Genomic DNA, 21603 nt, shown 5'->3' with positions numbered 1-21603 from the left:
GCTATACACCGTCCAGGATGACGATGGTCGGTCGCCGTGGCAGGTTGTCCAGCGCCACGGTGATCGTCCGTCCCTCGCGGAAATCCAGCTCGAAACCACCGCCCATCCGGCTGGTGAACGCGCTGAGAGGCGTGGAGTGCCGATGCATCGGCAGGATGACTGAAGAGGAAAGCCGGCGCGCTATTTCGCTCATGCCGTCAAGCGAGAGCGTCAGCCCGCCGTCGACGGGCACCATCAGCACGTCGAGCCTGCCGATCGCCGCATAGTGGCTGTCGTCGAGCCTGTGGTGCAGATGGCCCAGATGGCCGATGCACAGCCCCGCCACCTCGAAGATGAAAATGGAGTTGGCGTCCGGCTCCATCGTGCCATAGCGGTGGATGTCGGTGGTGACGTTGCGGATATAGACATCTTCAACCAGGAGTGAATGCCGTGCCGGTCCACCCTCCGGGTTCCAGCCCGGCAGCACATGCTCGATGGCCGGGTCAGGATTGTGGGTGAAATGCGTGCCGTGCGCCTTGTTCATGGTGACGACCCGCGGCAAGGGACTGGCGCCGTAGGCACCTGAAAAATCGGTGGCGATGGTTACACCGGCGGGCGTCTCGATGATGTAGGTGGAGTGGCCTGCATAGGTTATGTCCACTGCCTCCGCGCCGGCCGCTGCCGGAATTGCAAGTGAAGCGTAGATTACGTCGGGCAGTGTCTGCGCCATGGCGAGACAAGTGCTCGGTCTCTCGGTCTGCGCCCATGCGGCTGCAAGGGGGGCGAGCAGAAATGTCAGCAAGCTTGCGGTCAGTCGGAAGGCATTCATCTGCATCTCCCGTGCGAATAGGGGCCATCCTACTGCAAAGCGCGGCAATGCGCCACGTTTGGCGGCCGGCGGTTCTGGACGTTGGCCGGCATTTTCACTATAAGGCGGCGTTATTTCGTTGCATTCAAAAGACCGTGAGAAGGAGCCCCATGGCCGGTCATTCCCAATTCAAGAACATCATGCACCGCAAGGGCCGGCAGGATGCCGTTCGCTCGAAGATGTTTTCCAAGCTGGCGCGCGAAATCACCGTCGCAGCCAAGATGGGACTGCCCGACCCGGCGATGAACCCGCGTCTGCGCCTGGCCATCCAGAACGCCAAGGCCCAGTCCATGCCCAAGGACAATATCGAACGCGCTATCAAGAAGGCGTCGGGCGGCGATGCGGAGAATTATGACGAGGTGCGCTATGAGGGCTATGGCCCCGGCGGCGTGGCAATCATCGTCGAGGCCCTGACCGACAACCGCAATCGTTCCGCCTCCAACATTCGCGCCGCCTTCACCAAGGCCGGCGGATCGCTGGGGGAGACAGGATCTGTCTCGTTCATGTTCGACCGTGTGGGTGAGATCATCTATCCGGCCGACAAGGGCGACGCCGACACGGTGATGGAAGCGGCCATCGAGGCCGGTGCCGAAGACGTTCAGTCGGATGAGAACGGCCATGTCATCACCTGCGCCTTTGAAGACATCGGCGATGTCACGACGGCGCTGGAAGCCGCGCTCGGCGAGGCGGAATCCGTCAAGGCGATCTGGCGTCCGCAGACCGGCACACCGGTTGACGAGGAGCGCGCCCAGTCGATTCTCAAACTTGTTGCCACGCTAGAAGACGACGATGACGTCCAGAACGTCTACGCCAATTTCGAGGTCGACGACGAAACGCTGGCGAAACTCAGCGCGGCCTGACAGCGCTCCTGCCGGGTATTCGTGCCCGGCATCCTCTTCTGTGCAATTGGCAAAGGACGCTTGACATGTCCGGGCACCGCGTGACGATTACCTATTGCACCCAGTGCCAATGGCTCCTGCGGTCGGCCTGGCTCGCGCAGGAGCTTCTCTCCACCTTTTCCACAGAGCTTTGCGAAGTGGCCATGCGTCCCGGTACGGGAGGCGTCTTCGAGGTCTCCTGCGATGACACTCTCATCTGGGAGCGGAAGCGCGATGGTGGTTTTCCCGATGCCAAGACACTGAAGCAGCGCGTGCGTGACGTGATCGATCCGGAGCGCGATCTCGGACATATCGACAAGCCGGCAACTTAGAGACAGACAACAAAAAACCCGCCCTCTTGAGGCGGGTTTTTGCAATGCCTGCTGCGTTGGAGCGGGTTAAATACCCAGGCCCTGATAACGCTGCTTGAACTTTGAAACACGGCCACCGCGGTCCATCAGCGACTGCTGGCCACCGGTCCATGCCGGGTGCGTGGACGGGTCGATGTCGAGCTGGAGCGTGTCGCCCTCTTTGCCCCAGGTGGAGCGGGTCTCATACTCGGTGCCGTCCGTCATGACGACCTTGATCGTGTGATAGTCGGGATGAATTTCGGCTTTCATCGGCTTGTCCTGAATTTGGTCGGGGTAACAATCAAGACCGCGCTTGCGGCAATTGCACCCATCCTGAAAACTTGAAGCCGCGGCCAAGGAAGGCTACGGCTTCGGAATTGGTTGGCGAGCCTATACATCAGGTCCGGCGACAAGACAAGAGTTGAGCGGGGTACAAATTGCCGCTCGCGGACATGGTGTGAAAAAGGGAACAGATGATGGCGCGTGGAAGAATGGCGTCGGACGAGAGGGAACAGGCAGCCAAGCGGCGGTCTCTCAAGCCACTCCGGCGCCTCTTGCCCTATGTCGGACGCTATCGCGGTCTGGCTGCCGGCGCCGCGTTTTTCCTTGTTATCGCGGCCATCGCGACGCTGACGCTGCCGCTTGCCGTGCGCCGCATGATTGATCATGGATTCTCGGAATCAGACTCCATCTTCATCGCGAATTATTTTTCAATGCTGATTGTGGTGGCAGCCGTGCTGGCTGTTGCCTCTGCGGGGCGGTATTTCTTCGTCATCACGCTTGGTGAGCGTGTCGTCAGCGATCTGCGGCGCGACGTGTTCGAACATGTGACGCGCCTGTCCCCCGGCTTTTTCGACACGGTCCAGTCCGGCGAAATCGTGTCACGCATTTCTGCCGATGCGACACAGGTCAAGTCTGCCGTGGGTGCCACGATCTCCCAGGCTTTGCGCAATGTCATCATGGGGCTGGGCGCCGTTGGCATGATGGTGGTCACGAGCCCCCGGCTTTCGCTCCTTGTGGTGGCAGCAATACCGGTCATCGTGTTGCCGCTGGTGGCTTTTGGCCGCTCCGTTCGCCGGCGGTCGCGATTTGCGCAGGACACGCTGGCCGACGCCACCGCCTATGCGGGTGAACAGATCGGCGCCATGCGCACACTCCAGGCTTTCACCGGCGAAGCGACGGCACGAAGCAAATTTTCCGATGCCATCGAAACGGCATTTGCGGCGGCACGTTCCTCTATTTTCGCGCGATCCTTTCTCACATTCTTTGCCATCTTCATGACCTTCAGCTCGGTTGTCGCCGTCTTGTGGTTTGGATCGCGTGACGTTCTCTCGGGCGTCATGACTCCAGGAACGCTCGGGCAGTTCCTGCTCTATTCGGTTCTGGCGGCTGGCGCTTTGGGCGCCCTTTCGGAAGTCTGGGGGGAGCTTTCGCAGGCCGCGGGTGCTGCCGAGCGCATGAGCGAGCTTCTAGCCGAAAAACCGGTCATCACGGCGCCGGCCAGTCCGGCGGTGCTTCCACAGCCGGCACGCGGGGAGGTGGCGTTCCAGAATGTCTCGTTCGCCTATCCCACGCGGCCGGACAGGTCTGCCCTTCATGGGGTGAGCTTCACTGTCAGACCCGGGGAGACGGTCGCGATTGTCGGTCCGTCCGGTGCGGGTAAGACCACCATTTTCTCTCTGCTGCTGCGCTATTACGATCCCGAAAAGGGAACTGTACTTGTCGATAGCGTCGATGCCCGGCAGGCGGATCCGCTGGCTCTGCGGGCGCGCATGGCCATCGTACCGCAGGATGTCACTATCTTTGCAGCCAGTGCGGGCGAGAACATTGCCTTCGGCCGCCCGGATGCGACCCGTGCGGAGATCGAGGCTGCAGCGCGGGCTGCGCTTGCGCATGATTTCATCAGCGATCTGGCAGAGGGGTACGACACGCCGGTGGGTGAGCGCGGCGTCACCCTGTCCGGCGGTCAGCGCCAGCGCATCGCCATTGCGCGGGCCATCCTGCGCGATGCACCGATCCTGCTTCTGGACGAAGCCACCTCTGCACTGGATTCACAGAGCGAGACGCTGGTGCAACAGGCGCTGGAACATCTGATGAAGGGACGCACCACGCTCGTCATCGCGCACCGGCTGTCGACGGTTCTAAAGGCCGACCGCATTCTCGTGCTGGACGAGGGACGCATCGTGGAAGAAGGCACGCACTCCGAGCTTGTTGCGGCGGGCGGTGTTTATGCCAAACTCGCAAGCCTGCAGTTCGATGCCCCCGGCGAGGCGGCAGAATGAATTGAGGCTGAACTCCCGCCTCAAATAAACGTCGCGATTTCCTCCAGAGGCTTTTTCTCCATTGCATGCTGGGGAATCGTGGCGTCCTCTTTGGGATAGCCCACGACCATCAAAATATACGGCTTGTCGTGCGGGTCCCGGCCGCACAGTTCGTTGAGAAAGCTCATCGGGTTGGGTGTGTGGGTCAGCGTGGCAAGCCCCGCCCGGTGCAGGGCTGCGATCAGAAAACCCGTGGCGATGCTCACCGATTCGGGCACATAGTAATTCTTGCGCTTCACGCCATCTGCAGAACGGCTGCGGCGCTCGCCGAACACGCAGATCAGCCACGGTGCCTCCTCCAGAAACGGCTTGCTCGCATCGGTGCCCAGCGGTCCCAGCGCCTGCAGCCATTCTTCGCCCGCACGGCCTTCGTAAAACGCTTTCTCTTCGACTTCGGCCGCCTCACGGATCTGCTTTTTCACGGCAGGGTTGCCGATGACAGCGAAATGCCAGGGCTGATGATTTGCGCCGTTGGGTGCCGTGCCTGCAGCCCTGATGCAGGTCTCGATGATGTCGCGCGGGACGGGCCGGGAGGAAAAGTCGCGCACCGTATGCCGGGTGCGGATCTCGTCGTAGAAGGCCTGCGCACGTGCCCGCATTTCCTCCACCGGAAACTCTTTGTAATCGGGAAGTGGAACAGGGCGGTATTCCTGAGTGGCCTTGGTGCTCATGCGGACACTTCTCCAATTTTGTCCGATAATATTGTCGGACAATCGAATAAACCAAGGTCGGCGTCAAGCAGCAACGTCGTTCAATCCGTTATGCGGCTCCGGTCTTTGCGCGGTTGTGGGCGCGCGAAGTGGTCGTCCGGCAGCGATTGGATAAGCTTTCTCGCGTTCTCGACATGGCGAAGCATTGCAGCCCGCGCCCCGCCTTCATCGTTGGCGACCACGCATTCTGTCACTTCCCTGTGCTGCCGGTTGGTGTCGAATACATCGCTACGATCCACCAGAACACGAAACTGGAGCCAGTAGAGCGAATTCGACAGTCGGGTGAGTGTGTCGCTCAGAAGGGCGTTATCCGCGGTGTCGCGAAAGAGCCGATGGAACCGGCCATTGAGCTGCGAGAATCGGTTCATGTCGCCTTGTTCCACGGCGGCGTCGAGATCACGTTGCAATGCGACAAGGGTGGATGGGGCCTGATGAAGCGCGGGCAGGGCGAGGGTGACCGCAAGCGCTTCCAGAGCCCCGCGCACCTGGAAAAGATTGTCCACCTCCACGCGTGATAACTGGCGAACCATCACGCCGCGATGCGGCTCCGCCATCAAAAGCCCGTCGGCCGTCAGACGGCGAAACGCTTCCCGCACCGACGAGCGTGATACGCCGAGCCGGTTGGTAAATTCGTTCTCCGTCAGCCTTTGCCCGGGCACGAGGCGCCCGGTACGAACGGCTTCGGTGAGAGCGTCGGCCACTGTCTCCACAGTCGATCGGGAATCGGTATCTTCCATGCTGGGGAGAGTGTGCCGACGCCGGCGTTCTGACAAGCCTTCCTGGCCGGTCAGCGCGGCCTATTCGCCGTAGCGTTTCTCCAGATGCCTTGTGAAATGCGCTGCGTTGAGCGGTTCGCCGGTCGCCTGCTCGATGAGGTCCGGGGTTGAAAGCCGCGATGCCTGCGACCAGACCTTTTCGTGCCGCCACGCATTCACGGCTTCGAACTGTCCGCGGGCAAACTGTTCGTTCACATCCGGGATATCCTTCTCGATCGCCGCCCATTGTTGAGCGGCGATCATCGCGCCAAGCGTGTAGGAGGGGAAATAGCCGAACGCGGCGGAGGGCCAGTGCACATCCTGCATCGGGCCATCCTGCGGCGTGTCGATGGTGGAGAGACCGAGATAGGCCTGCATCTTCGCGTCCCAGGCTTCCGGCAGGTCGCGGGCTTCGAGTTTGCCGGAAATCAGATCCTGCTCCAGCTCGAAACGCAGGATCACATGGAGCGGATAGGTCACTTCGTCCGCGTCGACGCGGATCAGCCCGCGCTCGACATGATGGACATGGGCGAGGATTTCGTCTTTCGACCATTTCTCACCGAGATGCTTTTCCACGACCGGCAGCGCCCATTCCCAGAAAGCCGGGTTTCTGCCGATCTGCTTTTCGACAAACAGGCTCTGGCTTTCGTGCATGGCCATGCCCCTTGCCTTGCCGACCGGCCAATGCGCCCAATCGGATGGCAGGTTCTGCTCATAAAGCGCGTGGCCGGTTTCATGCAAGATGCCCATCAGCGAGGACAGAAACTCGTCGGTCCGATATCGTGTGGTGATGCGGACATCGGTTGGGACGCCGCCACAGAACGGGTGGTGCGAGACAGAGAGGCTGCCGCGTGTCAGGTCGAAACCGACAGCCGCCATCATCGCAAGACCGAGCTCGCGCTGCCGCTCGACAGGGTAGTTTCCCGACAGCGGACGCAGCGGATTCGTCGCCCGTTTCTTTTTTTGAATTTCCAGCGCGTTTGGGACGAAATCAACCAGAAACGCCTTCAAATTCTCGAAAACCGGAGCGATTTCAGCCGTTCTGTTGCCCGGGTCGAACTGCTCCATCAGCGCATCGTACGGGGCAAGGCCGAGCACGTCGGAACGCCGCTCTGCCTCCTCCCTCGCCATTTCGATCACGCCTTCGAGTGCTGGCAGGAAGCCGGCCCAGTCGCCCTTCGGACGCGCCTCGCGCCAAAGCTGTTCGCAGCGCATGCGGGTGCGGGTCTGTCGTTCGACGAAGTCGGAGGGCAGGCAGGTGAGGTTGATGTAGTGGCGGCGGAATTCCGCGACTGCCGTTTTCTGTTCGGCATTCAGGTCTTCCTGCTCTGCCGCTTCGATCCAGTCGGCGATTTCCGGTGCCGTGGCCTGGCGATGCGCCATCCCGGCAAGCGTGGACATGGCTTCGGCGCGTGCCTCGCCCCCACCCGGCGCCATATGCGTAGCCTCATCGGCACCAAGGATCGCAAGCGCGTGGCCGAGCGCTTCCAGCCTGTGGCCAAGATCGTCGAGTTTCTGGAAGGACATGGAGTTCCTCATACGCGTAGAAAAAGAGCAGGGGTTGCCCGGCAGTAGAAAAGGTTAGCGCTCAGTGAGCTTCAGCTCGATGCGGCGATTGCGGGCGCGGGCTTCGGCAGTGTCTTCGGTGTCGAGCGGTTGATACTCGCCGAAGCCGGCGGCCACGAGCCGGTTGGCAGGCACGCCGTTCTCGATCAGGAATTTGACCACGGCGGTAGCGCGGGCCGTCGAGAGCTCCCAGTTGTCGCGGAAGCGACCGGTGCCGGAAAGCGGAACATCGTCGGTGTGGCCATCGACGCGCAGCACCCAGTTTATTTCGGGTGGAATCTCTTGCTGCAATTCGAGAATGGCGTCTGCCAGTTTACGCATTTCCGTCTGGCCGTTCGGGTTGATTTCCGTTGCGCCAGAAGGGAATAGAACTTCCGACTGGAACACGAAACGGTCGCCGACAATGCGGATGTTTTCACGGTCGGAGAGGATTTCGCGCAACCGGCCAAAGAAATCGGAGCGATAGCGGTTCAGTTCCTGAACGCGCTGGGCCAGTGCCACGTTGAGGCGGCGGCCGAGGTCGGCGATCTTGGTGCGGGATTCGCGATCACGTTCTTCCGAAACTTCAAGGGCTGCTTCCAGCGCTCCGATCTGCTTGCGCAGCGCAGAGATCTGCTGGTTCAAAAGCTCCACCTGCGAAAGCGCGCGTTGACTGACCTGTCGTTCTTCATCAAGGGCACCGGAAAGTTCGCCGATCCGGGCCTCGGCCTGCTCGCTCTGGCCGCTGCCACTCGCCAGAAGCTGTTCCAGTCTCGAGCGGTCGGCCCGTACATCCTCAAGCGAAGCGCGCAGGCTGGCGATGGTGTCTTCGGCATCCTGGCTGTTGGCCTGCTCGAGAGCGAGAAGCTGCGTCAATTCGTTGATCTGCGCATTCAGCCGGTCGAGAACGGCATCCTTGCCCGTGATTTCCTGACTGAGAAAATACTGCGCGAGAACGAAAACCGAGAGCAGGAACATGATGGCAAGCAGAAGCGTCGCCATCGCATCCACGAAGCCCGGCCAGTAATCGACCCGGCGGTCGGTGCGGCGTGCGCGGGCCAGCGCCATGTCAGCTATCCCGCTTTTTCAATGCTACAGACAGTTTTTCCAGGGTGGCGCGCATGGCCTTTTGCTCATTCGCCTGGGCCTCCACCCAGTCGCGCATCATCTGTTGCTCCTGGCGCATGTTCTTGACGAGGCCGGATATGCCCTCGGCGAGATTGGCCATGGAGGCGGTCAGGCGCGGATTGGAGGAGCCCTCCTCCTGAGCGGCACGCAGTTTGTCGGCGAGCTGCTGCATCTCTTCCGAGGCGCCGTTGCGGCCTTCAGACAGGTCGGAGCTCAGGTCGGTGACGGAGGAGAGCCAGTTTTCAAGCTCTACATAAAACCGGTTCTGTGCCCGGCCCGCCTGCAGGTCGAGGAAGCCGAGGATCAATGAACCGGAGAGACCGAAGAGCGACGACGAGAACGCGGTTCCCATACCTTCCAGCGGAGCCGAGAGCCCCGATTTCAGTGCGTCGAGAACGTCGTTCGCATTGCCGGAGGCAGGGTCGAGCGACTGGATCGTGTCGCCGATGGAGCCGATCGTCTGAAGCAGCCCCCAGAAAGTGCCGAGCAGGCCAAGAAAGACGAGGAGGCCGATCAGGTAGCGCGAGATGTCACGGCTCTCATCAAGGCGCGTGGCTATGGAATCGAGAATCGAGCGCATGGAACTGGTGGACAACGCCATGGTGGAAGCACGACTGAGGAGCGCTTTCATCGGTGCCAGCAAGACGGGATCCGAGGCATCCGATCCGGCTCGGAAGGAGTTCACCCACCGAACCTCCCGAAAGAGGCGCGTCACCTGCATGAAGGCAAGCAGAATGCCTATGAGAAGAACGCCGAGAATCAGGCCGTTCAACCCAGGATTCGTTTGAAAGGCGGAAGCGATCTGCCGGTAAAGGATGGCGGCCACGAAGCCTGCTATCGCAAGAAACACCAGCATTGAATAGAGGAAGACCTGCGGGCTCGACAGTGTGTGCGGGTCATAGTCAAGCCCAACGGATGGTTCGGCGTCCTCACGCGATTTCAGCAAGGCCATCAGCTCCTCGTATCCATTGCGATGCGGAACCAGTGATGATTCCTGTATCGCGCGGGATTCTAATCGAAATTATGACGAAATTGAAAGCCGCACGCAGCGTGTTGTGATGCACGCATCAGCTTTTACCCGGCGATCCCCTTTCTGAAGCGTGAGAGATGACCGCAACAAACTGTCATATCGTGCAGGCAGCGCCAAGCGCCCTCCGCAGCCTCCGGCCCTTCGAGTTTTTCAGGCAGATGGGGCGCGGACTTGAATGCGCGTGTATGCGTCAGGACTTTTGAGGAGCCGGTTTTGCGAGCGTCTTCAATAGAGCGCGGTGAATGGCTTCGTTGCCGGCGACGATCTGGCCGGTCTCGAACATCCTGTCTCCGCCGCTCTTGTCGGTGACGAAGCCGCCCGCCTCGCGCACAAGGATGATGCCAGCCGCAGTATCCCAGGGGGAGAGCCATTCCTCCCAGAAGCCATCCATGCGCCCTGCGGCCACATAGGCGAGATCAAGTGCCGCCGATCCAAGCCGGCGGATGCCTGCCGTCTCGCCCATCACATTGCGCAGGTCGAGCAGCGCGGTACCATGGTGGCCACGACCCAGATGCGGGATGCCGGTGCCGACCACCGCGTCGGAAAGCCTGTTGCGTGCTGCAACACGCAGGCGACGGTCGTTGAGAAAGGCTCCGCCACCGCGCTCGGCGGTGTAAAGCTCATCCATGGCCGGATTGTAGATCACGCCGGCGACGATCTGCCCCTGCCGCTCAAGCGCAATCGAGATCGAGAAGATCGGAATGCCATGCAGGAAGTTCGTGGTGCCGTCGAGCGGGTCGACAATCCAGCGGTGCTGCGGGTCGTCACCTTCCACCGTGCCACTCTCCTCCATGAGGAAGGAATAGCCCGGGCGCGCACGCGACAGCTCCGAGTGGATGATTTCCTCGGCCTTGCGGTCCGCCTGGCTCACATAGTCACCGGGACCTTTCAGCGAAACCTGCAGGTTCTGCACCTCGCCGAAATCGCGTGCGAGGGAGCGGCCTGCCTTCATGGCAGCCTGAACCATGACATTGATGATCGCCGAACGGGCCATGGATGAAGAGCCTTTGTGACTTGAAGTTTCGGTAAGCGTGCCGGGCGGAATTACTCGCCGCGACGCAGATAGGTGATTTCGTTGGTGTCGACCACGATCTTTTCGCCAGCCTCGATGAAAGGCGGTACCATGACGCGCACACCATTCTCCAGCACGGCGGGTTTATAGGAAGAGGCCGCCGTCTGGCCCTTCACCACAGGATCGGCCTCGGCGATGGTGAGCGTGACCTGATCAGGCAGTGAAATGCCGATGGGCTTTTCCTCATAGAGTTCCACCGTCACGGTCATGCCATCCTGCAGGAATGCAGCGCGGTCGCCGACAAAATCCTTCTGCAGTTCAAGCTGCTCGTAGGTTTCGGAATCCATGAACACCAGCGCGTCTTCCTGCTCGTAGAGGAAGCTGAAATCCTTCTGCTCGAGGCGAACGCGCTCGACCGTCTCTGCAGCACGGAAGCGCTCGTTGAGCTTGGTGCCGTCGATCAGGTTCTTCAGTTCGACCTGGTTATACGCACCGCCCTTGCCGGGCTTCACTGCGTTGGTCTTCACCGCCACCCACAGACCGCCATTGTGCTCAATGACGTTGCCGGGGCGGATTTCATTGCCGTTGATTTTCATGTGATCGTCCTGCGGGTCTCAAGCGCGCAGTCTCGCGCAATTCGGCGCTTCCAAGACCATAAAATGCGGGTCAAGGCAAGCCGCGGGCCAAATGTGGCCAAGGAAAATCTCAACGCAGGCGGTTTGCGCGCTGGATTGCTTCCTTCATTTCCTCGGGCGTGAGACCGGCCAGGAAATCTTCGTTCTCCGGGTCGATCAGACCTGCCCGGCGGGCCGATACATACCAGGCGGCTCCTTCAATGGTATTCGCCTCAACACCCACGCCGGCGCGGTATAGCTTGGCGAGCCTGTTCTGCGCGGCAACATTGCCACCCTCGGCCGCACGCTTCAACCAGCTGAAACCGGCCTCCATGTTGCGGGGGCCGCCCCTTCCTTCCACCATCCAGGTGCCAAGGTCCAGTTGCGCGGTGTCAAAATTCTGCATTGCCGACTTCTCAAGCCAGCTCCGAGCGAGCTTTTCATCGATCTGCCGGCCCCCAAAGCCATTGGCGTAAACCTGGGCCATAGCGTACTGGGCATCCGCCAAACCGGCGTTTGCGGCTTTTTCGTAATAGCTCACCGCCCGCTGCTGGCTCTCGAAGCTTGATTGCCGGTCCAGAATGAGTTGCGCGAGATTGAACTGGGCAAGCCGATTGCCCTTGTCGGCCGCGACCTGCATGAGTTCGAACGCGCGGTCGACGTCTTTCTCGACGAAATTTCCATCGAGCAACATCAGCGCGTATTGAAACTGGGCCTCGGGAACACCCTGCCGAGCTGCTTTCGAATACCATTCCGCTGCCTTTTTTGCGTCGCGTGGCATGCCGAGACCGCGGGCGTAGATTTCCGCGACCAGTGTCTGTGCCGCGGCATCGCCGGCCTCTGCGCGAGGGAGGGCCAAATTGTGTGCGGTGATGTAATAGCCGCGTTGGAAGGCGCCATAGGCTGCATCCGGCAGCTTGCCGAACCGATCAGGGTCGACCTGGTCGACGGTGGGGGCTGAAAGAGGCCGGTCGCCGGGCGGCTGCAAGCGATCGCTGACACGATCGCTGGACTGGAGCGCTTCGGAGCCTGCCGTATCCCTCTCGGTGTTACCGGCAGAGACTGCGTTTCCAGCAAGCCCGCACAGTGTGGCTGCAAGAAGCGAAGCAGGAAGAAGCCGTGCGCGCATTTTCAGGCCCCCTCGACCTGCTGTGTAGCCCTGTCGAGGATCGCATTGGCTTCCGAGACGGCGGCCGCCGGATCGGTATCGTCTGCAAACACCGCGGCGCAGAGCGCGGTGAAGTCCGAGCCGCATGCGGCAACCGGTTCGACGGATGCCACGGTGTTGCCGGCCATCACGATGCACGGAATCTCGATCATCTCCGACCACCAGGCGCCGAGTGCGAGATTGCGGGGGTGCGGTTCTGGCTTGTTGTCGTAGCCGAAACGACCAAAGAACAGGTAATCCGGCTGCAATTCTCCGTGCTGGAGGGCATCGTCGCGGGTTTTGACGCCGCCGACGCCGATCATCATGCGGTCCTGATATTTTTCGATGACATCGGTAATTTCTTCAAGGGAGCCTTCGACGTGAATGCCATCCGCCTTCACGCGGGCCGCGATGCGCGGGGCGCCGGCGATCATCACGGCGACATTGCGCGACTGAGCGAGCGGGGTCAGGCGTTCGGCACGCGCCTGGAAGCTGACCTCATCCTGCCCGTAGTCGGGTATGATGAGCGAGGCGACATCGCCGGCGGCCAGTGCGGCCTCCAGATGGGCTTCGTCATTGGCAGCCGTTTCAGGCGGCGGTGCGATCAATACGAGGCGGCAGCGATTGGTCATACAGGAACTCCTCAAACCTTTTCGTGATTTGCCCGCGTGGCGAAAAGGCTCCGTCTCATTGTTGTACGCAGGTCCGCGCGGAACCGGTCAGGACCGTTTCTTGCCCGTCAATTTGGTGTGAATGCGGCATAGACGACGAGCAGGGTGGACGACAAGGAAAATTGAAGCATTTCCCGCAAGTCTCGCCAAATCCCGGCAACGGGGCTATGAGGGGCGAGGCCCGACAAACGGGGCGCAGACGCGTTTCATGACTTCACTTCTTTCCGATCCGGCATTCTATATCGCGGCGATACCCGCCGTCATTCTTGTAGGCCTTTCCAAAGGCGGGTTCGGTGGCGCCATGGCTCTGCTCGGTGTGCCGATGCTGTCGCTTGTCGTCTCGCCGGTGCAGGCAGCGGCGATCCTTCTGCCGATCCTGATTGTGATGGACATCGTCTCCCTGTGGGCATGGCGGGGCCATGTGGATCGCGGGACGCTCTGGATCATGTTGCCTGGCGCTCTTTTGGGAATTGCCATTGGCTGGGCGACAGCGGCCATCGTGACGGAGGGCCATGTGCGCCTCATCGTCGGTCTGGTGACGCTCGCTTTCTTTATTCGCTGGGTTTTCGAGAAACTGGCCGGGCGGGCGCGCATCGCAGAGCAGAGCCGGCCGCGCGGCACCTTCTGGGGGGCGGTGGCCGGTTTCACCAGTTTTGTCGCCCATGCGGGCGGCCCGCCATACCAGGTCTATGCGCTACCGCTGGGGCACGATCCGCGCGTTTACACGGGAACGAGCGTGGTGTTTTTCGCCATCGTCAATGCGGTGAAGCTCATTCCCTATTTCGCACTCGGTCAGTTCGACCGCTCGAACCTGACGGCATCGCTGATCCTGATTCCGCTCGCGCCGCTTGCCACGCTCGCCGGCGTGTGGGTTGTCAAACGGATGAAGCCCTCGGTCTTTTATCCATTCATGTATGTGATGGTGCTGATCGTATCCCTGAAGCTGATCCATGACGGTGTATCCGACCTTATGGGATGGTGACGATTTCGGAAGCCTATGCTTTATAAGACGAAAACTGCGGGAGGACGTTTGTGACCGGGAACGCATATGATCGGGATCTCGACAGGAATCCCGCCAATTTTCAGCCCCTGACACCGCTTGTGCTTCTGGAACGCGCCGCGAAGGTCTTTCCTGACGAGGTGGCAATCATTCACGGCAACGAGCGCGTAACCTATGCGCGTTTCTGGGAGCGGTCGCTCAGGCTGGCCTCAGCGCTTGCCAGCCACGGTATCGGCAAGGGCGATACGGTGACGGTCATGCTCTCCAACACGCCACCCATGCTGGAGGCGCATCATGGTGTGCCGATGACGAAGGCGGTGTTGCATTCGCTGAACACCCGGCTAGATGCGGCGGTCATCGCCTTTCAGCTCGACCATGCCGAGACGAGGGTGGTTATTGTTGATCGGGAGTTTTCCGCGGTGATGAAGGAGGCGCTGGCGCTGGCCAGGGTCAAGCCGCTGGTGATCGACTATGACGATCCCGAATATCCGGACGATGCGCCCTATCCGAAGGGGGAGCGTATCGGCAGCCTGGATTACGAGGCCTTCGTTGCATCGGGGGATGCTGGCTTTGCCTGGTCCATGCCGGATGACGAGTGGGATGCGATCACGCTGAATTATACGTCCGGCACCACCGGCAATCCCAAGGGCGTTGTCTATCATCATCGCGGAGCCGCACTGATGGCCTATGCCAACACAGTGCATGCGGCTCTGGCGCGGGGCTCGGTCTATCTGTGGACGCTGCCCATGTTCCACTGCAATGGGTGGTGCTTTCCCTGGACGCTGGCATTGACGGCGGGCACCCATGTGTGTCTGCGCTGGGTGCGGGCGAAACCGATGTACGATGCGATCGCCGACCATCGGGTCACGCATCTTTGTGGTGCGCCGGTGGTGATGTCGGCGCTGCTCAACGCGCCTGAAGACGAAAAACGGGCGTTTTCCCACACGGTGACGTTCAACACGGCGGCGGCGCCGCCGCCCGAAACCGTGCTTTCGGCGATGGCCGATGCGGGTTTTGCGGTGACCCATCTTTATGGCCTGACCGAAACATACGGACCGGCGGTGGTGAATGAATGGAAGGGCGCGTGGGACGCGCTTGACGGGGCCGGGCAGGCGGCGCGCAAGGCGCGGCAGGGCGTTCGCTATGCGGCGCTCGAGGGGCTGACCGTGATGGATCCGGAGACGATGACCGAAACCCCGCATGATGGCGAGACGATCGGCGAGGTGATGTTTCGCGGCAACATCGTGATGAAGGGCTATCTGAAGAACCCGAAAGCGACGGATGAAGCCTTTGCCGGCGGGTGGTTCCACTCCGGCGATCTGGGGGTGATGCATCCGGACGGGTATATCCAGCTCAAGGATCGCTCGAAGGACATCATCATCTCAGGTGGCGAGAATGTTTCTTCCATCGAAGTAGAGGATGCACTTTACAAGCATCCAGCCGTTGCTGCCTGCGGGGTGGTGGCGAAGGCGGATGAGAAATGGGGCGAAACGCCTGTCGCCTTCGTGGAACTGAAGCCCGGAAAAACGGCGAGCGCGGAGGAGATTATCGCCCATTGCCGCTCGCTGCTCGCGCATTTCAAATGTCCAAAAAGCGTCGTTTTTTCCGAGATTCCGAAGACATCCACAGGGAAAATCCAGAAATTCCGTCTGCGGGAACAGGCCAGGGAACTGCCGTGAGCAGGCGCTGATGCGCGGGATTCGTTTCAAGAAATAGCCGGGACGTTAACCGTCCATTAAGCTTTACACGTGTTTACTGTGTGTATCCAGTGATCTGGATTCTTACCGAGTGGCTGGAGCCATTCTGTTTGACGCCTCCCTGTTTAAACTCCTGAGAGCCGCCTTTGCGGCTCTTTTTTTGTCCAAATTCAGTATTAACCCTTCGTTAAGGAAGAACTTGCCAACAGCTGTGCACAAGCCCATTCTTGAGTGGCGTGCCGGCATTGAGAGTCAGGCGCACTTGTGATTGAACGCATCAACCGGCGGTGGCCGGAACAATCGTATCTGGTGGGGCGTAGGCACAATGATTGAAAACGGGAACGGTCGCGCGACCACGATCAAGCTGGCCGAGCATCGCGTGTTCTCGGATTCGTTCAAACCGCTTTACAATCAGGGCATGAGCCTGGTCGAAGAGGCTGCGGAATATCTCGACGGCGATGGGCGTGCGGATGCCAAATGCCTGACGCGTGCTGGAGCGGCTCTCTACGCAGCTGAATCCATGCGGTTGACCACACGACTCATGCAGCTTGCCTCATGGCTTCTTCTGCAACGGGCCGCCAACTCGGGCGAAATGACCCGTGAGCAGGTGGCGGCGGAAAAATCCAAGGTGCGCCTCGATACGCACTCACCGCAGGAACAGGCGCCGGGCTGGACTGACCTTCCCGAGAAATTCCAGAGTCTCGTGGTGCGCTCGATGCGGCTTCAGGATCTGGTTCGCCGGATGGATGAAGAAATCTACGGGGGGGAGCCGTCACCGGCCGAAGGGGCAGATCTCTTCAGCAACAATCCGGTTTACGAGCAGATCACTCTGTTGAAGACAGCATTCGGGCATCGCTGAACAGCCAGTTAAACACCATCTCGGTAAGTGGTAGCGCGATCAGCGCCGAGGCGATGATCAGCGTGAAGGCGAGGCGGCGATAGGTCGTGTCACTGGCGATGCCGTAGAGTTTTCCGCCGAGGAGCAGGCTGAACATGTAGGGCGGTATCATCAACAGTCCCAGCATGACGCGGGACTGCTCGAACAGGCCGGCTGCCCACAGATTGCCGGCGGAGAAGATCTCCGAAATCAGAAACAGGGTCATCAGATTGGCGCGTACCACCGCGACAGGAAGCGTCGACGCCATCCAGTATATGATGACGGGCGGGCCAGGGATCGCCGCGATGCCTGACAAGGTTCCCGCTATGCCTCCAATGCCAAAGGAGAGCGGCAGGCTGCGCGGACCGTGGTAGCGCCAGCCGCTGCGCAGAGTGAGCGCGCAGGCAAGAATAATCATACAGATGATCCAGCGCAGAACGATTTCGTCTCCGTTCTTCAGGATATAGACCCCGAGCGGAACGAACAGCGCCAGCCCCGCGAGCACAGGTAGGACCTCGCGCCAGCGGGCGAGTTTCACCACGGGAAGCGCCACGGGCAGGGTGGGCAGCGAATCGATGATGACGAGCATGACGACCGCCGTCACGGGGTCATAGAGCGCTCCGGCAATGGGTGCGACGATCAGGCCGGTGCCAAAACCCGAAAGCCCTCGCACCACGCCTGCCACCAGCACGGTGGCGGTCAGAAGAGAAAGGCTGAGGTCGAAATCGGGCAGCGGTTCAGCTCCGAAAGGATATTTGGCGAAGTGCGATCCTTCTCGCATGTCGCTTGCGCGTGGCAATGGGCCTGCCCGCGTCTATGTTAGTGCCATGAACACACCGATTCGCATTCTCGGCATCGACCCCGGACTCCGGCGCACCGGTTGGGCCATCATCGATGCGCAGGGCAACTCCCTGCGCTTCGTAGGGGCCGGAACCGTGACATCCGATGGAAAGGCCGATCTCGCGTCAAGACTTTGCCAGTTGCATGACGGGCTGGACGCCATTCTCCATGACCACCGGCCGGACGAAGCGGCGGTGGAAGCGACCTTCGTGAACAAGGATGCCTCGGCAACGCTGAAGCTCGGCCAGGCCCGGGGCATCGCCATGCTTGTGCCGGCGCGAGCCGGGCTGCCGGTCGCCGAATATGCGCCCAATGCGGTGAAGAAGACCGTGATCGGGGTCGGCCACGGAGACAAGAAGCAGATCCACATGATGGTGAAGGTGCTCATGCCGAAGGCGCGATTCGATACGGACGATGCGGCGGATGCGATTGCCATCGCCATTTGTCATGCTCATCACAGGCAATCCGCCACCTCCCGACTGGCCATGGAAGCACTCAAATGATCGGTAAACTGAAGGGCATCATCGACGAGATTGCCGAAGACCATTGCATCATCGATGTGGGGGGCGTCGGCTATGTCGCCTATTGTCCGGCGCGCACGCTGGCGGCGCTCGACGGCGAGGGGACCGCTGTGACGCTGTTCATCGAGACCTATGTGCGCGAGGACATGATCCGGCTCTACGGCTTCCGCACCGCGCTGGAGCGCGAATGGTTCCGCCTTTTGCAGAACAATGTGCAGGGCGTGGGGGCCAAGGTGGCGCTTTCGGTGCTTTCGACACTTTCGGCTTCGGAACTGGCCAATGCGATTGCGCTCAAGGACGCGGCGACCGTGGCGCGCGCGCCGGGCGTGGGCAAGAAGGTCGCGGAGCGGATCGTGACCGAACTGAAGAGCAAGGCGCCAGCCTATGCCGGCGAAGCGACAGGCACGATCGGCCTGAAGCAGGAACTGGGTGAGGGCGCAGCACCTGCGCCGGTCGCCGATGCCGTTTCGGCCCTCTCCAATCTCGGCTATTCGCGTGATGTCGCGGCGAATGCGGTTGCCGCCGCGATGAAGACGGCTGGCGAGGGCGCGGATGCCGGCACGCTGATCAGGCTTGGCCTGAAGGAACTGGCGCGTTAGTCAGGGCAGTGTTTGCCCTTTGTGCCTCTGGTGGTTGTGAGATGGAAACCTGCGAATGACGGATGGCGAGAGGCTGATTGCAGCCGACAAGCGCGGTGAAGACCTGGACTCGACGATGCGTCCGCAGTCGCTGGATGATTTCGTCGGACAGAAAGCAGCGCGCGCCAATCTGAAAGTGTTCATCGAGGCGGCGCGCGGACGCGGCGAGGCGCTGGATCACGTGCTGTTCGTCGGGCCGCCCGGCCTTGGCAAGACCACGCTGGCGCAGATCATGGCGCGCGAACTGGGCGTGAATTTCCGCTCCACCTCCGGCCCTGTGATCGCAAAGGCGGGTGATCTGGCGGCGCTTTTAACCAATCTCGAAGAGCGCGACGTGCTCTTTATTGATGAAATTCACCGGCTGAATCCCGCGGTGGAGGAAATCCTCTACCCGGCGATGGAGGATTTTCAGCTCGACCTGATCATTGGTGAGGGGCCGGCAGCGCGCTCGGTGAAGATCGACCTTGCCAAGTTCACGCTGGTGGCGGCGACGACGCGGCTTGGCCTTTTGACGACGCCGCTGCGCGACCGTTTCGGCATTCCCGTGCGGCTCGATTTCTACACCGTCGACGAATTGCAATCGATCGTGACACGCGGCTCGCGCATTCTTGGCCTGCCGCTGGCGGCAGACGGAGCCGAGGAAATCGCACGAAGGGCGCGGGGCACACCGCGTATTGCCGGACGTCTGTTGCGCCGGGTGCGCGATTTCGCGACCGTGGCGGGCGCGAGCGAGGTGACGCGGAAGGTGGCCGACGAGGCGCTGTCGCGGCTTGAAGTCGATGCCCTCGGTCTCGATCAGCTCGATCGACGCTACCTTACCATGATCGTTGAAAATTTCGGTGGCGGGCCAGTGGGCATCGAAACGATCGCGGCGGCACTGTCGGAACCGCGCGACGCAATCGAAGATATCATCGAACCCTATCTGATCCAGCAGGGTTTCATTCAGCGTACACCACGCGGGCGTGTGCTGGCCGCCAGGGCATGGCGTCACATGGGGCTGCAGCCACCGAAAGAACTCGCGGAAGCCCAGATCAGCCTGTTTCAGGAGGGCAACGGGGAATGAACGAAGCTGCGGACGGGAATTTGAGCGTCGGGCTTTCAGGCGAACTGACCGATTTCGGGCATAGGCTCGTGGCGCGGGTCTATTTTGCCGACACGGATTTCACCGGTGTGGTCTACCATGCCCGTTATCTGGAATTCCTGGAACGGGGACGCTCGGATTTTCTGCGGCTTGCCGGTGTGCATCACACTGAATTGGCCGATGGCAAGCATGGCGAGGTGCTTTCCTGGGTGGTGCGGCGAATGGAGATCGAGTTTCGACAGCCTGCCCGTGTGGACGATATCGTGACTGTGGAGACATGCACCGAGACGATATCCGGGGCGCGCATTCAGATGGCGCAACGGCTCCTGCGTGGCGAGGAGGTACTGGTGGAGGCGAAGGTCGAGGCGGCGATCATCGGCGCGTCCGGGCGGCCGCGCCGGTTTCCGAAAGAGTGGATCGCAGCCTTCAAACCAAAGGGCACGTGAGACAAATTTTGTGATATTGGGTCGCAGTGGTGGAGCATATCGGCAAGGCTTTTATTTCAACTGCCACTGTTGCATGCACCGAATACCTGATCGCAGCCGTATTTTCTAACGCTTAATTAACCATAACGGTTCATGAAGAAAACCATGAAATCCGTAGCGAATCCGTGCGCCTTCCTTTCACCAAAATTTACCGGATAAAGGGGCGTTGAAGCATCTTGCGGGGACGCCTCGGATCGGACGCAGGCAACGGCACGCAAGCAGGGGCGCGGCCGAGACCGAGATGTACGCCGCCCTGATCTTAAGAGGATGTTGATCCATGGAAAGTGTTACGCTCGCCGCACCGGGTGGGGAGTTGTCGATCTGGGCTCTGTTCTGGCAGGCAGGCTGGGTGGTCAAGCTGGTCATGATCGGTCTGCTTGTCGCATCGGTCTGGACCTGGGCGATCATCGTTGACAAGCTGATCGCCTACGCTCGTATGCGCACGGCCCTCAATCGTTTCGAGAAGACCTTCTGGTCGGGCCAGTCGCTCGAGGAACTCTATCGTGCGCTTTCCGAGCGCAAGACCACCGGTATGGGCTCGATCTTTGTCGCCGCCATGCGGGAATGGAAAAAGAGTTTTGAGAAAGGTGCGCGCTCGCCCATTGGTTTGCAGACACGTATCGACAGGGCAATGGATCTGGCTTTGACGCGCGAAATGGAGCGGCTTGAGAGCCGGCTCGGCTTTCTTGCCTCCATCGGCTCGGCTGCCCCGTTCATTGGCCTGTTCGGCACGGTGGTTGGCATTATGACCTCGTTCCAGGCGATCGCCGGTTCCAAGTCCACCAATCTTGCCGTTGTGGCGCCTGGTATCGCAGAGGCGCTTCTGGCCACGGCCATCGGCCTTCTGGCCGCCATTCCCGCGGTTATCGCCTACAACAAGCTGTCATCGGACGCGAGCAAGCTCGCTGGTCGGATGGAAGGCTTTGCGGACGAATTTTCGACCATTCTGTCGCGCCAGATCGACGAGAAGGTCGCCGCCAAGGCGGCTTAGGAGAACGCAATGGGTATGTCAGTCGGTTCGGCGGGCGGAAGAAGCGGACGGCGGCGTGGCCGCCGTGGCTCTCGCACGGGGCTGATCTCGGAGATCAACGTGACGCCTTTCGTGGACGTGATGCTGGTGCTGCTCATCATCTTCATGGTGGCGGCGCCGCTTTTGACGGTCGGCGTGCCGATCGATCTTCCCGAAACGCAGGCCAAGGCACTGAACTCCGAGACGCAGCCGATCACGGTTTCGGTCAACAATGAGGGCCAGATCTACCTCCAGGAAACCGAGGTGCCGATTGAAGAAGTGGTGCCGAAGCTGCAGGCGATAGCGCGCTCGGGCTATGACGAGCGAATCTATGTGCGCGGTGACCGCGCGGCCGATTACGGCACTGTGATGCGGGTGATGGCACGCATTTCGGCGGCTGGATATCGCAATCTCGGCCTGGTCACTCTGCAGGAAGAAGGCAATTGA

At 60.8% G+C, this 21603-nt stretch carries 24 protein-coding genes; 12 read left to right on the top strand and 12 right to left on the bottom strand.

The window, feature by feature from the left end; genetic code table 11:
- Position 1 precedes the first annotated feature (1 nt).
- Positions 2-808 carry an MBL fold metallo-hydrolase gene (locus HF949_RS00760; protein WP_292897668.1) on the bottom strand — a complete coding sequence of 269 codons (807 nt, stop codon included), beginning with the start codon at positions 806-808 and terminating at the stop codon, positions 2-4.
- Between the two features lie 149 nt (positions 809-957).
- On the opposite strand from HF949_RS00760, the gene HF949_RS00755 reads away from it, so the two are divergent.
- Both HF949_RS00755 and HF949_RS00750 read left to right on the top strand, forming a co-directional pair.
- Entirely contained in the window at positions 958-1707 is a 750-nt protein-coding gene (locus HF949_RS00755; protein ID WP_229449870.1) for a YebC/PmpR family DNA-binding transcriptional regulator, read from the top strand.
- A 65-nt stretch (positions 1708-1772) separates the two neighbouring features.
- A complete protein-coding gene (locus HF949_RS00750) occupies positions 1773-2057 on the top strand; it encodes a SelT/SelW/SelH family protein (protein WP_292897664.1) in 285 nt (94 codons plus the stop codon).
- 66 nt (positions 2058-2123) lie between these two features.
- Here HF949_RS00750 and rpmE read toward each other — a convergent pair whose 3' ends face one another.
- On the bottom strand, positions 2124-2345 hold the full coding sequence (gene rpmE / locus HF949_RS00745; RefSeq protein WP_223021740.1) for a 50S ribosomal protein L31: 222 nt from the start codon (positions 2343-2345) through the stop codon (positions 2124-2126).
- 206 nt (positions 2346-2551) lie between these two features.
- On the opposite strand from rpmE, the gene HF949_RS00740 reads away from it, so the two are divergent.
- Positions 2552-4357: an ABC transporter transmembrane domain-containing protein gene (locus tag HF949_RS00740; protein ID WP_292897661.1), complete on the top strand. Its 1806-nt coding sequence runs from the start codon at positions 2552-2554 to the stop codon at positions 4355-4357.
- 20 nt (positions 4358-4377) lie between these two features.
- Here HF949_RS00740 and HF949_RS00735 read toward each other — a convergent pair whose 3' ends face one another.
- From HF949_RS00735 to HF949_RS00695, 9 genes are all read right to left on the bottom strand, one after another.
- On the bottom strand, positions 4378-5067 hold the full coding sequence (locus HF949_RS00735; RefSeq protein WP_292897659.1) for a nitroreductase family protein: 690 nt from the start codon (positions 5065-5067) through the stop codon (positions 4378-4380).
- An 80-nt stretch (positions 5068-5147) separates the two neighbouring features.
- Positions 5148-5807, bottom strand: a complete 660-nt coding sequence (locus tag HF949_RS00730) for a GntR family transcriptional regulator (protein WP_292897657.1) — start codon at positions 5805-5807, stop codon at positions 5148-5150.
- A 96-nt stretch (positions 5808-5903) separates the two neighbouring features.
- The gene (locus HF949_RS00725; RefSeq protein ID WP_292897655.1) at positions 5904-7388 is read right to left on the bottom strand and encodes a carboxypeptidase M32; all 1485 of its coding nucleotides are present in this window, start codon (positions 7386-7388) and stop codon (positions 5904-5906) included.
- A gap of 54 nt (positions 7389-7442) precedes the next feature.
- Positions 7443-8474, bottom strand: a complete 1032-nt coding sequence (locus tag HF949_RS00720) for a peptidoglycan -binding protein (protein ID WP_292897653.1) — start codon at positions 8472-8474, stop codon at positions 7443-7445.
- Between the two features lies 1 nt (position 8475).
- Entirely contained in the window at positions 8476-9486 is a 1011-nt protein-coding gene (locus tag HF949_RS00715) for a MotA/TolQ/ExbB proton channel family protein (protein ID WP_292897651.1), read from the bottom strand.
- A gap of 268 nt (positions 9487-9754) precedes the next feature.
- The gene (locus tag HF949_RS00710) at positions 9755-10558 is read right to left on the bottom strand and encodes an inositol monophosphatase family protein (RefSeq protein ID WP_292897649.1); all 804 of its coding nucleotides are present in this window, start codon (positions 10556-10558) and stop codon (positions 9755-9757) included.
- Between the two features lie 50 nt (positions 10559-10608).
- The gene (gene efp / locus HF949_RS00705) at positions 10609-11172 is read right to left on the bottom strand and encodes an elongation factor P (protein WP_007007082.1); all 564 of its coding nucleotides are present in this window, start codon (positions 11170-11172) and stop codon (positions 10609-10611) included.
- Between the two features lie 109 nt (positions 11173-11281).
- Positions 11282-12319 carry a tetratricopeptide repeat protein gene (locus HF949_RS00700; RefSeq protein ID WP_292897646.1) on the bottom strand — a complete coding sequence of 346 codons (1038 nt, stop codon included), beginning with the start codon at positions 12317-12319 and terminating at the stop codon, positions 11282-11284.
- Positions 12320-12321: 2 nt separating this feature from the next.
- A complete protein-coding gene (locus HF949_RS00695) occupies positions 12322-12969 on the bottom strand; it encodes a thiamine phosphate synthase (protein ID WP_292897644.1) in 648 nt (215 codons plus the stop codon).
- A 247-nt stretch (positions 12970-13216) separates the two neighbouring features.
- Between HF949_RS00695 and HF949_RS00690 the strand changes: the two genes are divergently transcribed.
- The 3 genes from HF949_RS00690 to rcdA all read left to right on the top strand — a co-directional run bounded on the left by HF949_RS00690 (position 13217) and on the right by rcdA (position 16564).
- Positions 13217-13990, top strand: coding sequence for a sulfite exporter TauE/SafE family protein (locus tag HF949_RS00690; protein WP_292897642.1), 774 nt, complete (start codon positions 13217-13219; stop codon positions 13988-13990).
- A gap of 50 nt (positions 13991-14040) precedes the next feature.
- Positions 14041-15687, top strand: coding sequence for an acyl-CoA synthetase (locus tag HF949_RS00685; protein WP_292897640.1), 1647 nt, complete (start codon positions 14041-14043; stop codon positions 15685-15687).
- A gap of 343 nt (positions 15688-16030) precedes the next feature.
- Positions 16031-16564 carry a protease adaptor protein RcdA gene (rcdA, locus tag HF949_RS00680; RefSeq protein ID WP_292899958.1) on the top strand — a complete coding sequence of 178 codons (534 nt, stop codon included), beginning with the start codon at positions 16031-16033 and terminating at the stop codon, positions 16562-16564.
- On the opposite strand, the gene HF949_RS00675 is transcribed toward rcdA, so the two are convergent.
- Positions 16530-17363, bottom strand: coding sequence for a sulfite exporter TauE/SafE family protein (locus HF949_RS00675; protein ID WP_292897638.1), 834 nt, complete (start codon positions 17361-17363; stop codon positions 16530-16532). The genes rcdA and HF949_RS00675 overlap by 35 nt on opposite strands.
- Positions 17364-17409: 46 nt before the next feature.
- On the opposite strand from HF949_RS00675, the gene ruvC reads away from it, so the two are divergent.
- The 6 genes from ruvC to tolR all read left to right on the top strand — a co-directional run bounded on the left by ruvC (position 17410) and on the right by tolR (position 21603).
- Positions 17410-17925 (top strand): crossover junction endodeoxyribonuclease RuvC, encoded by a 516-nt coding sequence (gene ruvC, locus HF949_RS00670; protein ID WP_007007075.1) that lies wholly within the window; start codon positions 17410-17412, stop codon positions 17923-17925.
- Entirely contained in the window at positions 17922-18542 is a 621-nt protein-coding gene (gene ruvA, locus HF949_RS00665) for a Holliday junction branch migration protein RuvA (RefSeq protein WP_292897629.1), read from the top strand. The genes ruvC and ruvA overlap by 4 nt, the downstream gene beginning before the upstream one ends.
- 55 nt (positions 18543-18597) lie before the next feature.
- A complete protein-coding gene (gene ruvB / locus HF949_RS00660; protein ID WP_223021725.1) occupies positions 18598-19644 on the top strand; it encodes a Holliday junction branch migration DNA helicase RuvB in 1047 nt (348 codons plus the stop codon).
- Positions 19641-20108, top strand: a complete 468-nt coding sequence (gene ybgC / locus HF949_RS00655) for a tol-pal system-associated acyl-CoA thioesterase (protein WP_292897625.1) — start codon at positions 19641-19643, stop codon at positions 20106-20108. Before ruvB ends, ybgC begins: the two co-directional genes overlap by 4 nt.
- Before the next feature lie 316 nt (positions 20109-20424).
- Entirely contained in the window at positions 20425-21138 is a 714-nt protein-coding gene (gene tolQ / locus HF949_RS00650) for a protein TolQ (RefSeq protein ID WP_292897623.1), read from the top strand.
- A 9-nt stretch (positions 21139-21147) separates the two neighbouring features.
- Positions 21148-21603 carry a protein TolR gene (gene tolR, locus HF949_RS00645; protein ID WP_292897621.1) on the top strand — a complete coding sequence of 152 codons (456 nt, stop codon included), beginning with the start codon at positions 21148-21150 and terminating at the stop codon, positions 21601-21603.

Source organism: Nitratireductor sp. (assembly GCF_017794765.1).
In the GTDB taxonomy this organism is placed as follows: Bacteria; Pseudomonadota; Alphaproteobacteria; order Rhizobiales; family Rhizobiaceae; genus Nitratireductor.
Note: the sequence above shows the minus strand (reverse complement) of the source record. Positions and strands in the feature narration are given on the sequence as shown.